This is a genomic window from Novosphingobium sp. BAM6 (assembly GCF_057784955.1).
The window spans coordinates 1,582,236-1,595,439 of the sequence record NZ_JBYNTR010000001.1 but is presented as its reverse complement, the minus strand read 5'-3'; the positions used below and the strand labels follow the sequence as shown (position 1 = coordinate 1,595,439).

Below are 13,204 nucleotides of genomic sequence, written 5' to 3'. Positions count from 1 at the left end.
CACCGATCGTTGCGCAAAACGAGGATATCATAACGATATGTGATGATCATAATCACCCTCCTCACCGGCTAAGGCTTTTTGCCTTGCGCATTCGGCAGTGTCGTGAGGCTTGAAGCCTTATCCTGCCTGTTGCCCGGTGCATGGGGCAGGGGGTACAGAACGTCCATGTCGGATTCTCAAAATAGTTTGGACTTTTCGCCAAATTTGACAGGTTCTCCGGTTGGCAGTGTCAGTGCGGCCACAGTGCCGCGCTATGTGCTGTATGGCGAGGCCGGTGCGCGTGGCGACTGGTTCCTCAACGTCGAGCGGCTGGAGCGGCGCGGGCGCGAGCGTGGCTGGGTGATCGCGCCGCACACGCATCCGCGCTTCACCCAGATCGCGCTGTGCGTCGAAGGCGGCGGCGAGTTCACGCTGGAAGGCGAGATGATCCCGTTCGAGGCACCGTCGGCCATCGTCATCCCGCCCTATCGCATCCACGGCTACCGCTATTTCGAGGGTTCGCGCGGGTGGGTGATGACCATCGAGAACAGCTATCTCGAAAGCCTGCTGGTGCGCGCGCCCACCTTGCGGCGGATTGCCGGAACTCCGGCCGTGTTCGGGCTGGGCGAGGGCAGCGCGGCGCGGATCGAGGCGGAACTGGCGCGGCTGGGTGGCGAGCTCGACCAGCGCCGCGAGGGCTCGCAGATCGCCGCCGAACTGCATCTGCAATCGGTGCTGCTGATGCTCATGCGCGACCGCGGCGAGGCGCAGGGGGGCGAGGATACCGCGCCCGCGCTGGGATCGCGCCACGCGCTGGTCGATCGGTTCCGCGAAGTGGTGGAAGCGCGCTATCGCGAGCAACCCTCGCTGGTGGACGTCGCCGCGATGCTGGGAGTGAGCGCTTCGCAGCTGCGCCTTGCCTGCAAGGAAGTGACCGGCGCCTCGCCGATCTCGCACGTCCACGACCGCATTCTGGCCGAGGCCCGGCGCTGCCTGGCCTATACCGGCATGAGCGTAAGCGAGATCGCCGAGTGGCTGGGCTTCACCGACCTGCCCTATTTCTCGCGCTTCTTCGTGCGCGGCACCGGCCAGACCCCCAGCGCCTTCCGCCGCCGCCAGCAGTTCGGCAGCGATGCCCCCGGCGCCAAGGCGGAAATCGACGCGGTGCCATGAGGGGGCTTCTTGGGATGGCGGGTTTCGCCCCCTTTGTGGCTGTTCCGCTTTGGGCTTATCCTTGGATCATGACTGATGCCATAGCGAACGCAGAAACGATCATTGAGGAGATTGACGGAGGCGTGCTGCGGCCGACAACTCATCAGGTAATCCGCGCCCTTCACCTCCACATGAGATTGGACACGGAGGTCCAGCAGCGAACCTTGAGCACTTTCGACCGGGGCGAGCAAAGCCTCCAAGGAGCGGAGCTTCAGCGCGAAATTTGGGCTATGATAGATGCTCTGCCCGTCAATCAGCAAAGCGGCCTACGACTTTCCATTTGCCTCGCAAGGCCCGATGAAACCATAGATGGGCATCTAGCCGAGTACCTTATGCTCTGGGCGAGGGAACAGGGGCTGACCGAGCAACACATCATTGATGCATTCTACACGAAGTGAACGTCCGCTCTCCCCCCATAGCAGACGACAAACTGAACATGTTTCAAGGCCAATTGGGCCTGCTGTCCGGCTGCGGATCTGCTGATTTCGCATTTGCCCGTGCGGCGGTGCCCGTGACATCGCCGCTTTGCGCCCTTCAACCCGACATTTCGCCCGCGTGAAAATTTGTCGAGCACGGGACTTGAGTATAATTAGTTAGCGTTCTAAGTAACCGCCCCGTGACCGACCGCCGCAGACTCGAACGCGCCCTGACGATGCGCATTGCCCCCATCGGGCGGGCCTGGCAGCTCCTGGCCAATGTCGAGCTGGAATCGCTGGGCGTGTCCGAATCGGAAGGGCGCGCGCTTGTCTATCTCGAAAGCGGGGAGCCGGGGATGCGGCAGGGCGATCTGGCGCGGATCACCGGCGTCACCGAGGCTTCGATCGCCCGCACCGTCAAGCATCTGGAAGCCGCAGGGCTGGTCGAGCGCGTGGCCGACGAGCACGATGGCCGCGCGCGCCAGCTCAGCCTGACGGCTCAAGGGCTCGAACTCGCGCAGCGTCTCGATGCCCGTCTTGCCCGGTTGCGCGCGGAGCTGCTGGAGGGATTGCCGAGCGAGGCGCTCAAGGGCATGATCGCGGTGTTCGACCAGTTCAGCGCGCGCATTTCCGAACGTCGCGAGCAGGTCTGAGGGGGCGGCGGGCGTGACCAGCAGGTACGGCATCGATGCCGCGATCTTTTCGCTGAAGTCTTTCGCGGCGGCGATGCTGGCCGTCTATATCGCCCTGACGATCGGGCTCGACCGGCCGTTCTGGTCGTTCCTGACCGCCTATATCGTCGCCCAGCCGCTGGCGGGAACGGTGGTTTCCAAGGCGCTGTTCCGCTGTATCGGCACGTTTACCGGCGGTTGCATGGCGGTGCTGCTGGTCCCCAACCTCGTCAACACTCCGGTCCTGCTGACGCTGGCGATGGCAGGCTGGCTGGCCCTTTGCGTGTTCGTCTCGATGATGGACCGCACGCCGCGCTCGTACATGTTCGTGCTGGCGGGCTATACCACTGCGATCGTCGCCTTCCCGGTGCTCGACGCGCCGCAGGACATCTTTACCTATGCCGTGCTGCGCGTGCAGGAGATTACCCTTGGCATCGTGTGCGGCAGTTTCGTCCATGCGCTGGTGATGCCGCGCTCGGTCGCCGGGTTTTTGCTCGGGCGGGTGGACGGCATCCTTGCCGATGCCGAGCGCTGGTCGCTCGACCTGCTGCAGATGGAGCCGGATCCCTCCTATATCGCCGAGCGCCGTCGCCTTGCGCAGGACGTGACCGAACTGCATCAGCTGTCGGTCCATCTGCCGTTCGAGACCAACCGCATCGCGCCGCGCGTCCGGACGGTGCGGGCCTTGCAGGACCAGCTCTCGCTGCTGATGCCGCTGGGCGCCGCCGTCGCGGATCGGATCGCGGGCCTGCGCGAGGCAGGCGGTCTGCCGGACGACGTGTGCGCCCTGCTGGCCGATACGCGCGACTGGATCTCGCGCATTGCGATGCCGCGGGAGGAGCGCGAGGCCGAGGCGCTCCAGCTGATCGAGCGCTGTCATGCGCTGGAGCCTGCGCTGACGGCGGATAGCGACTGGCGGGCGATGATGCTGCTGTCGCTGACCTCGCGCCTTGCCGATCTGATCGCCGCGCACCGCGATGCGCGGGCGCTGGCCGAGCAGATGGCGACGCCCGGCCGCCGCCCGGTCTCGCTGCGCGTCGCCGAACTGCTCGAAGGACGGCGCGGGCGCGAGGTGCATCGTGACTATTCCGGCGCGCTGCGCGGCGCCATCGGCGCGTTTCTGACGATGGCGGTCGGCATGGCGCTGTGGATCGGCAGCGGCTGGCAGGACGGATCGACCGGCGTGATGCTGGCGGCGGTGTTCCTGGCGCTGTTCGCCGCAGCGCCCAATCCGATCGCGCCGCTCAAGGCGTTCTTCTTCGGCACACTGATCGCGACGGTCGTGGGGGGCATCATGGGCTATGCGATCCTGCCGCGCGTCACCAACTGGCCCGAGTTCATCGCCGTGTTCGCGCCGCCGATGCTGGTGCTGGGCTCGCTGATGCATTCGCCGCGCTGGATGGGTATCGCACTGCCGACGATGCTGGGCGTGGCCAGCCCGCTGCTGATCTCGCAGAAGTACGTCAGCAATTTCCCGGCCTTCGTGAACGGCAACCTGTCCGAACTGGTGGGCATTGCCTTTGCCATCGTCATGGTGCGCCTGCTCCAGTCCGCAGGGGCGGAGGATGCCGTGCGCAAGACCATCCGCATCGGCTGGCGCGAGATCGGCGATCGCGCGAACCTGATGGGGCCGCCCAACGTGCGCGGCTGGATCAACACGATGCTCGATCGCATTGCGCTGCTTTCGCCGCGGCTGGTCGCCAGCGGCCTTGGCGGCAATGCGCTCTACGATGCCTTGCGCGATCTGCGGACCGGTGTGGCGATCGGTGAGCTGCGCCAGCTGCGCCTTGCCATCGGGTCCGAGGAAGCGGCGCCGCTGACGCGGGTGCTGGGCGATGTCGGCACGTACTATCGCCGTCTCGATCCCGCCGATCCCACGCCGCCGCGCGACGAGCTGCTGCACGATATCGACGCCGCCACCGATGCCGTGCTGGCACATCCCCGCCCGATGGTGCGCCGCGCCGGGGTGCTGGGCCTGCTCAGCCTGCGCCGCAACCTGTTTCCCGAGGCTGCGCCCCTGCGCGGTCCCGCGCTACCGCCGTCTGGCGGTCCCGTAACCCCGTTCACCCCGATCCCCCCGTCGCTGACCGGCGAGGGCAACCGGAGCCCCGCATGATCGGCGAGATTTCCCTGTTTGGCGTCTTCATCCCGACGCTGCTGCTGCTGGGCGTGCTGGCGGCAGCCGTGACGCTGTTGCTGACGCCGCTCGTCAACATGCTCGGGCTCTACCGGTTCTTCGCCTATCGCGCGCTGGTGGACCTTTGCCTGTTCATCCTGCTCCTTGGCCTGTTCGCCTGGCTTTCCTCCATTATGGGCACCTTTGTATGAAACCCGTGCTTGCCGCCATCGGCCGCAGTGCCGCCACCATTGTCATCGTCGTTATCGCGGTCATCGTCGCCATCTGGCTGTGGCGCCATTACGAGCAGGATCCCTGGACGCGCGACGGCCGGGTGCGCGTGGACGTGGTGCGGGTGACGCCCGACGTCGGCGGTCTCGTCACCGAGGTCGAGGTGCGCGACAACCAGCAGGTCCACAAGGGCGACCTGCTGTTCGTGATCGACAAGCCCCGCTACACGCTGGCGCTGGACGAGGCCCAGGCGGGCCTTGCCAGTGCCCGCGCCACGCTGGCGCTGGCCCGCCGCACCTCGCAGCGCGACATTGCGCTGGGCGATCTGGTCGCGGCGGAAACGCACGAGGAGAACGTGGCTGCCGTGCAGACCGCCGAGGCGGCAGTGGCAAAGGCGCAGAGCGCGGTGGACGAGGCGAAGCTGAACCTGTCGCGCACGCATGTCGTCGCCTCGGTCAACGGCATCGTCACCAACCTCGACCTGCATCCGGGTGACTATCTGGCGCCGGGCAAGCAGGCGATGGCGCTGACCGACGAGGATTCAGTGCGAATCGAAGGCTACTTCGAGGAAACCAAGCTGCCGCTGATCCATGTCGGCGCGCCGGTGCGCATCCACCTGATGGGCGAGCAGCGCGAGCTGGAAGGTCGGGTGGACAGCATCGCGGCAGGCATCAACGACACCACGCGTTCGGATTCGGGCAACCTGTTGCCCAGTGTCGAGGCGACTTTCACCTGGGTCCGTCTGGCCCAGCGCATCCCGGTGCGTATCCACCTGACCAAAGTACCGCAGGGCGTGGCGCTGATCGCAGGGCGTACCGCGACCGTGACGATCGTCCAGCACCCGGTGCAGGCCAGGCCGGTGGCGGCGAAGCCCGCATCCCCGCAGCCCGCACCGATGCAGACGCCCGCACCGGCGCCCGCTCCGGCCCCGGCACCTGCCGCCACGGGGGCGCAGTAAGCCATGTCCCGTGCGCGCACTCGCGGCCTGCTGGCCGCATCGGGTCTGGCGGTAGCCCTTGCAGGCTGCGTCGCCGGGCCGGACTATCACCCGCCCGAACACTCGGTGGCCAACATGGATGCCGCCAAGGCGCCGTTCCTGTCTGCCGAGGGGCCGGGCTTCAGCGAGGAGTCGCTGCCCGACCACTGGTGGGAGCTGTACAACAATCCCCGCATCGACGAGCTGGTGCAGCAGGCGCTTGCCGCCAATGCCGATCTGCGTGCGGCCGATGCGAATCTGCGCAAGGCCGATGCGATGGTGCGCGGCACGATGGGCACGCGCGACATCAAGACCGATGCGGTCGCGGCGACTTCGCGCGAACGCAACTACTCGCTGCTCTCGCTGGGCGCGGAAGAGCAGGGCATTACCACGTATACGCTGGGTATGCAGTTCTCCTATCCGCTCGATCTCAACGGCAAGATCAAGCGCGCGATCGAGGGCAGTCTTGCCGATCGCGATGCGGTGGAGGCCGCGCGCGATGCCGTGCGGATCGCCGTCGCGGCGGCGACGACCAAGGCCTATGCCGATGCCTGCTCCGCCAATTACCAGTACAAGGTGATGCAGCGCGTCATCGCCAACCAGCAGTCGACGCTGAATGCGACGATCCGCCTGCAGAAGGGCGGACGGGCCACCGCGTTCGACGTTACCCGTGCGCGCACGGCTGTCGAGACCACCGAGGCCAACCTGCCGGGCTTCGTCTCGCAGCGACAGGGCGCGCTGTTCCTGCTGGCAACGCTGCTGGGCAAGCCGCCTGCGGAGTACCCCAAGGACGTCGAGACCTGCGATACGCTGCCTACGCTCTCGCAGCCGTTGCCCGTTGGCGACGGCGCGGCGATGATCCGTCGCCGCGCCGATATCCGGCAGGCCGAGCGCATGATCGCCGGTGACACCGCGCGGATCGGCGTGGCCATGGCGGACCTCTATCCCACCGTTTCCATCGGTGGCGGGCTGCTGGCGGGTGGCCAGTATCCCGAGATGTTTTCCAGCACCAATTATGCCTTCGGGCTGGGGCCGCTGCTCAGCTGGAACTTCCCGAACCGTCCGATCGTGAAGGCCAAGATCGACGCGGCGAATGCGCAGGTCGATGCCGATATCGCCAAGTTCGATTCCACCGTGCTTTCGGCTCTTCGCGGGGTCGAGGATTCGCTCGACAGCTATGTGCAGGCGGAAAAGACCGCCGATGCCTTGCGGCGTGCGGCGGCCAGCGCGGCGTTGTCTTCGCAGCAGTCGGCCAAGCTGATGCGCTTTGGCCGGTCTGACTTCCTCTCGGTCCTGTCCGCGCAGGGCAACCACGTCAACGTGCAGCTGAGCTATGCGGCAGCGCAGGCCAAGCTGGTCGACCGCCAGATCGCGGTGTTCATGGAACTGGGTGGCGGCTGGCAGAACGTGCCGAGCACCGACGAGGACATCGCCAAACGCGCTGCCGCCGCGAAAGCGGCTGCGGACAAGGCCGCCGGGAAGGCTGCGGGCAAGAAGAGCGGTGCTGCGGACGAGGCCGATGCGCCTTCCCAGCCATAGTGCTTAAAGCCCTGTCCATCATACGGGCGGTCCATCGCGGATAAGGCCCTGTCCGTCCCGTTGCTGCCCTTGCGCCATGGCCAAGTCGCCGTGCGATCCCGAAGAGGGCGCCAACGATAGCCTAGCGCAGGGGCCGATCCGGGCCTTGCGACAAAGGGCTACAAAGCGACAGGGAACGGCTTGGGCGCGAGGCCGTTCCTATGCGAAAGTTTTGCGGAAAGGATGTCGGTAGGGCTCGTAAGGACTGACAACAAGCCAGCGAGGACGCCTGCCTGTGCCCATCCGTCGAATGCCCAATGCCGAGCCGAATGTTACGATGACCGACGCTGCAAGCGGCGCTTCGCCTGATGCTGTGGCTGATATTAGCCTGTCGCGTCGCGACGATGTTAGCCTGTCGCGTCGCGACATGACCGGCCTGATCGGCGCGCTGATCGGTGCGGGGCTGCTGCCCGCGACCGCGCGCGCCGCCACCACGTCCTCTGCGGCGGCGCCTGCCGTGCCTGCCTACCTCGGCAAACCGGTGGCGTTCAGCTGGGAGGGCCTCGTCAAGATGGCCCGGTCCATGGCGGCAAAGCCTTATGTGCAGCCGCCGGTCTCGCCCACGGCGGCCAAGGACTTCGATACGCTGGCACGGCTGACCTACGGCACCGCCGGATCGATCGCCCGCGTGATCCGCCTGTTCCCCACCAGCACCGCGGTCGCGCCCTATGCGGTGGAGCTGAACGTCGTGCAGAACGGGCAGGCGCGCCCGGTAGTGGATACCTCGGACCTGTTCGTGGGCGGGACCAAGGCCGATGTCGCCGGTTTCCGCGTCATGGCCTCGGACGGTCATGCCGACTGGCTCTCGTTCATGGGCGCCTCGTACTTCCGCACTTCCGGCTCGCGCGACCAGTTCGGGATTTCCGCGCGCGGTCTCGCCATCGACACCGGCCTGCCGACGGGCGAGGACTTTCCCAACTTCACCAAGTTCTGGATCGAGGAGATCACCCCCGATCGCTTCATGATCCATGCGCTGCTCGACAGTCCGTATGTCTGCGGTGCCTTTGCCTTCGACACGCGCAACGTCGATCCGAACGGCGCGGTGCAGGACGTGCAGGCGCAGCTGTTCTTCCGGCAGGACGTGAAGCAGTTGGGCCTTGCGCCTGCCTCCAGCATGTTCTGGTACGACCAGTCGACCCTCAACCGCACCGACTGGCGCCCGGAAGTCCACGATTCGGACGGGATCGCCATCTGGCCGGGCGATGGCGAGCATATCTGGCGCCCGCTGGAAAACCCGCCTTCGGCGCGCATCTTCACGTTTCAGGCGAACAGCCCCAAGGCGTTCGGCCTGCTCCAGCGTGACCAGAACTTCGATCACTATCAGGATGATGGCGGCTTCTTCGACCGCCGTCCGAACCTGTGGGTGGAGCCGAAGGGAGACTGGGGCGCGGGCACGGTGCGGCTCTACGAGATGCCGACGAACAACGAGAACCAGGACAATATGGCCGCGTTCTGGACGCCCGACAAACCGGTGCGCAAGGGCGATCATATCGCTGTCGCCTATCGCCTGACCTGGACCTCGAAAGACCCCAGTGCGGACGATGCCGCGCGTTGCGTCGATATCCGGGTGGGCAAGGCCGGTGTCGCAGACAGCCCGGCGATTCCCGGCGCCCAGAAGTTCGTGTTCGACTTCGCGGGGCCTTCGCTGACCGGGCTGACGGGCTCCTCGGGCGTCGAGGTGGTGACGAATCTCGACAAGGGGCAACTGCTGTCGAGCAACGTCTATCCGGTCTATCGCGGCAACGGCCTGTGGCGCGCGGCGCTGGACATCAAGCTCGATGCCGCCGGTCCGACGGACCTGCGCCTGTTCCTGAAGCGCGGGCAGGGCGCGCTCACCGAAACGGTGATCAAGGCGCTGAAAGTCTGATCTTCTTCCGGGGCGGCGCTGGAATCGCGCCGCGCCGCACACTCGGCTCGCCGCAGTGCAGCGATGAGTGACGCGGCGCGGATTGCGTCATACGCACCGCTCGTTATACGAAGGGTTCGGAATCAGCCCCCGCATCAAGTCCAGGAGAAGTTGCGATCCGTAGCGTCCCGCGCCCGCTGCCCCCGAGCGGACCCGTTCTCGCGTGCGTTGTCGCGCTGTTCCCGGCCATCGCGTTGCCGCAGGCGGCACACGCGGCGACGAAGTCTGCGGTGGCGCCTTCGCTCGTGAGCCAGCCGGTGGTGCAGCCGGTGCCCGAGCCTGTGCAATCGCCGGTCGGGGCTCCCGACGCGCTGGTGCCGCTTCCGCCTCCCCCGCCGCCGCCTCCGATCCGCATGTTGCTGCCCGATCCGGTGCCGCAGCTGGTCATCCTGACACCGCCCGCGCCCGAGCTTCCGGCGAACATCCGCGCGATGCTGGCGGCTGCAGTCGATGCCAATGACGCGAATACCGTGGATGCCATGGTCAAGTTCGCCAAGAAGATCTCGCCCGATTACAAGGACGATATCGATGCCATCGGCAAGCGCTATCACGCCGCGCTCGATGCCAGCACGGCGGAGAAGGAAGCCGCGCGCAAGGCCAAGATCCGCGCCGCAGGTCTCTTCGAATTGTGGACGGGCTCGGTGGAACTGGGCGGCAACGTCACGTCGGGCAATACCAGCCAGGTGGGCATCTACACCAATGTCTCGCTCAAGCGGACCGGCATCAACTGGGAGCACGTCATCACGATGTCGGGCACCTACAGCCGGACCAGCGGCGTGACCGATACCGAGCGCGCGTTGGCGGCCTATCAGCCGCGCTACAATATCGATGCCAACAACTACATCTATGGCCTGAGCCAGTTCGAGCACGACCTAAGCCTGGGCTATCGCCAGCGTTATACGGTCTCGGCCGGTGCCGGTATCAAGGCCGTGAACCGCAAGGATCTGACCATCGATCTCAGCATCGGTCCGGCTATCCGTCATACTGTCTATTACGAGGACGACATGACCACGCGCCTTGCCGCACGCGGCAGCGCGAATATCGCGTGGATGCCGGCCAAGACGCTGACCCTGAAGGAAGCGCTGGCGATCTACCTCGAAGCCGGGGCGACCACGGTGGCGTCGGAAACCTCTGTGGAATCGACGCTGTTCGGCCCGCTCAAGAGCAAGCTTTCGTACAACATCAACTACGAAAGCAATCCGTCGGACGGCGCCAAGACGACCGACCGCATCGCCAGGGCCTCGTTGATCTACAGCTTCTGATCTGTCCGCGCGGATCGCGGCCGAGCCATCTTCGGTGCTTGCCCTTCTCGGGATTTGCCCGCAAGGAGGCAGGCCGGTGCATAGAGATGCACGAAGCCGTATAAGATCGAGAAGGGGATGGTGATGGCAGCGATGATGGGGTCGGGCGGCGCTGCGCCTGACAGCGGTGAGGAAGTGCCCGGCGGACACGTCGATGCGCCCAGCCTGCGCTGGTTCGTGATGGCGCTGTTCTTCATCTTCGGCGGTATCACCTCGCTCAACGATGTGTTGATCCCGAAGCTGAAGGAACTGTTCACGCTCAACTACGCCGAGGCGCTGAGCGTGCAGACGGCGTTCTTCGTGGCCTATGCCATCGTCGGCATCCCCGGCGCGATGATCGTCAAGAAGGTCGGCTACATGCGCGGTGCGGCCATCGGCCTGCTGACGATGATGGCAGGCTGCCTGATGTTCATTCCCGCCTCGTCGAGCGCGACGTTCCCGGTGTTCCTGGCCGCCATGCTGGTGCTGGGCGCGGGCGTGACGATCGTCCAGGTGGTCGCCAATCCGCTGATCTCGCTGCTGGGACATCCGCAGACCGCCAGTTCGCGCCTGACCTTCGCGCAGGCGTTCAATTCGATCGGCACGACGATCTTCCCGTACGTCGGCACCATCGTGATGCTGGGCAGCCTTGCCAGGGTGGACGCGGGCAAGCTGACGGGCGAGGCGCTGACCGCCTATCGCGTCGCTGAAACCGCTGCGATCGAGCACTCCTACCTTGGCCTTGCCGCCGCGCTGCTGGTGATCGCGCTGGTCGTGTGGTTCAACCGCAACCGCCTGAAAGGCGAGCGGCACGAGGGCGGGTCGGTGCTGGCCAGCTTCGGCCTGCTGGCGCGCCCGCGCTTCGGGTTCGGCGCGGCCTGCATCTTCCTCTATGTCGGTGCCGAAGTCGCCATCGGCTCGCTGATCGTCAACTACATGATGGAAGGGCGCGTGCTGGGGCTGGGCGAGAGCGCGGCAGGCAAGCTGATCCCGTTCTACTGGGGCGGGGCGCTGATCGGGCGCCTGATCGGTTCGGCGCTGCTGCGTGTGGTCAATCCGGGCAAGATACTGGCCTTCAACGCAGTGGTTGCCATCGTCCTGCTGCTGGTCTCGACCCACACCGGCGGCCACGTTGCCGCGTGGAGCTATCTGTCGATCGGCCTGTTCAACTCGATCATGTTCCCGACGATTTTCAGCCTTGCCAGCGAAGGCCTGGGCAAGCGCGCGGCCGACGGTTCGGGCGTTATCTGCGTGATGATCGTGGGCGGTGCGGTGATCCCGCCGCTGACCGGGCATCTTGCTGATATCACCCATAGTCTGGCGCTGGCGATGGCTCTGCCTGCCCTGTGCTATGCCCTGATCGGCGCGTATGGGTGGTTCGCCCGCCGACCGCTGGTAGCTTCGGCCTGACCTTCTACGGGCCGGGCCGTGAGCCGGCTTAGGTAAATATCAAACACTTTGCGCGAGGATCTGCCCATGACCCAACAGGTTCCCAGATCCTCGCACCGCCACCCGGTGCGCCTTGCTGCCCACTGTCGGACGCTCGACGGGCAGGTCGAGGAGGGCGAGCTTTTCGATATCTCGCTCGAAGGCTGCTGCGTGCGCACGCCTTCGGGGTTCTTCCGTGTCGGTGGCCGCGTGGTGGTCCTGCCCGAAGGGCTCGATGGCCAGAGCGGTATCGTGCGCTGGTCGCGCGGCGAGATGGCCGGAGTGGAGTTCGACCAGCCGGTGCGCCCGATGCTGGTCGAGGAACTGGCCGCCCGTCATGGCGTGGATGTCCTCACCGACCGGCGCTGATCCTTACCGTCACTGATTTTACCGGCGCCGTGTTTCGCTGAGCCGTTGCGAAGTGAAACGATAACCGAGCCCTTCCGAAATCGCGATCACCTCGTCCCCCTCGCGCATCTCGACGCGGGTGTGGATGCGCCGGACCGGGTGGGCGGCCACGTCATCCCGGATGGCTTCCAGCGTGCCCAGCCGCGCCAGCCGTTCCAGATTGCAGCGGGTGGGGAAGATCACGTCCACTTCTCGCTGCCCGACCATCGCCAGCGTCTGCGCGGCGCTGGCCCAGAACAGGCGGGTGTTCTCGGTTTCGTCGGCGCTGACCTCGCAGGCGCCGCTGCCGATATCGATCGCGAAGAACCGGGTGTCGAAGAAGCGGTCCTCCAGCTGGGTCCAGTGGGCAAACAGGTCGAGACGCTCGGGCACTGGTGTCCAGTGCATGGCGGCGAGTACCTCCGCAAAGGGCATACCCTCTGCCAGCAGCGCGCGGGCGCGCGCGGCCTGCACTGCACTGACCGGCTCGCGTACCGCAAGCATGAGGCCGGTCTCTTCCAGCGTTTCGCGGATCGCGGCGATGCGCGCAGCGGCCAGTTCGGGTTCCTCGCCGGGGGAGAGCATGGCGGCCAGCGCATGATCGCCCGGATCGACCCGCCCGCCGGGGAACACTGCGGCACCGCCGGCAAAGTCCAGCGCGCGCGAGCGTTGCACCATCAGAAGCTCGGGGGCCGGGTCGTGTCTCCCGCGCCGCATGACCACGACCGTGGCTGTGGGCACGAAGGCGGCGCCGTCCATCTGCATCGGGCCGGGGCGCATTGGACCGTGGCTGGGGGAACTCTCCATGGTGGTCCTCCTCGCGCTCTTGGCGGCCAGGCGCAAGTGGGGATGATCGTGCGTTCCGACCGTCACGTCTTCCGACGCAAGTGTCGGGCGTTTTTACAAATCGCTAAGAGAGATGAATTGCCTTTAACGCGGGATCGGCGGAATTCAGCGCTATATCCGAATCTGGCACGCATCGTGCTATAGAAGCGGTGTACCCAAAGTGGTTGAGGCGGGGCCG

Annotated in this window: 12 protein-coding genes; 11 read left to right on the top strand and 1 reads right to left on the bottom strand. The window is 66.0% G+C overall.

Going from position 1 to position 13,204, the window contains the following annotated elements:
* Positions 1–204 precede the first annotated feature (204 nt).
* From AC3EC3_RS07435 to AC3EC3_RS07385, 11 genes are all read left to right on the top strand, one after another.
* Positions 205–1,152 carry a helix-turn-helix domain-containing protein gene (locus tag AC3EC3_RS07435; RefSeq protein WP_488488952.1) on the top strand — a complete coding sequence of 316 codons (948 nt, stop codon included), beginning with the start codon at positions 205–207 and terminating at the stop codon, positions 1,150–1,152.
* 14 nt (positions 1,153–1,166) lie between these two features.
* On the top strand, positions 1,167–1,589 hold the full coding sequence (locus tag AC3EC3_RS07430) for a hypothetical protein (RefSeq protein ID WP_488488951.1): 423 nt from the start codon (positions 1,167–1,169) through the stop codon (positions 1,587–1,589).
* Between the two features lie 218 nt (positions 1,590–1,807).
* Positions 1,808–2,260, top strand: a complete 453-nt coding sequence (locus tag AC3EC3_RS07425; protein ID WP_488488950.1) for a MarR family winged helix-turn-helix transcriptional regulator — start codon at positions 1,808–1,810, stop codon at positions 2,258–2,260.
* Positions 2,261–2,273: 13 nt separating this feature from the next.
* Complete coding sequence (locus AC3EC3_RS07420; protein WP_488488949.1) at positions 2,274–4,394, top strand: FUSC family protein; 2,121 nt, start codon at positions 2,274–2,276, stop codon at positions 4,392–4,394.
* Positions 4,391–4,606, top strand: a complete 216-nt coding sequence (locus tag AC3EC3_RS07415; RefSeq protein ID WP_260924092.1) for a DUF1656 domain-containing protein — start codon at positions 4,391–4,393, stop codon at positions 4,604–4,606. The genes AC3EC3_RS07420 and AC3EC3_RS07415 overlap by 4 nt, the downstream gene beginning before the upstream one ends.
* Complete coding sequence (locus AC3EC3_RS07410) at positions 4,603–5,583, top strand: efflux RND transporter periplasmic adaptor subunit (protein WP_488488948.1); 981 nt, start codon at positions 4,603–4,605, stop codon at positions 5,581–5,583. Before AC3EC3_RS07415 ends, AC3EC3_RS07410 begins: the two co-directional genes overlap by 4 nt.
* Before the next feature lie 3 nt (positions 5,584–5,586).
* A complete protein-coding gene (locus AC3EC3_RS07405) occupies positions 5,587–7,140 on the top strand; it encodes an efflux transporter outer membrane subunit (protein ID WP_488488947.1) in 1,554 nt (517 codons plus the stop codon).
* Between the two features lie 316 nt (positions 7,141–7,456).
* On the top strand, positions 7,457–9,046 hold the full coding sequence (locus tag AC3EC3_RS07400) for an OpgD/OpgG family glucan biosynthesis protein (protein ID WP_488488946.1): 1,590 nt from the start codon (positions 7,457–7,459) through the stop codon (positions 9,044–9,046).
* Positions 9,047–9,315: 269 nt separating this feature from the next.
* A complete protein-coding gene (locus AC3EC3_RS07395; RefSeq protein WP_488488945.1) occupies positions 9,316–10,347 on the top strand; it encodes a DUF481 domain-containing protein in 1,032 nt (343 codons plus the stop codon).
* A 132-nt stretch (positions 10,348–10,479) separates the two neighbouring features.
* Entirely contained in the window at positions 10,480–11,775 is a 1,296-nt protein-coding gene (locus AC3EC3_RS07390; protein WP_488489228.1) for a sugar MFS transporter, read from the top strand.
* Positions 11,776–11,841: 66 nt separating this feature from the next.
* The gene (locus AC3EC3_RS07385) at positions 11,842–12,162 is read left to right on the top strand and encodes a PilZ domain-containing protein (protein ID WP_488488944.1); all 321 of its coding nucleotides are present in this window, start codon (positions 11,842–11,844) and stop codon (positions 12,160–12,162) included.
* 18 nt (positions 12,163–12,180) lie between these two features.
* Here the strand turns inward: AC3EC3_RS07385 and AC3EC3_RS07380 are convergent, their stop codons facing one another.
* Positions 12,181–12,987 (bottom strand): NUDIX hydrolase, encoded by an 807-nt coding sequence (locus tag AC3EC3_RS07380; RefSeq protein ID WP_488488943.1) that lies wholly within the window; start codon positions 12,985–12,987, stop codon positions 12,181–12,183.
* Between the last annotated feature and the right edge of the window lie 217 nt (positions 12,988–13,204).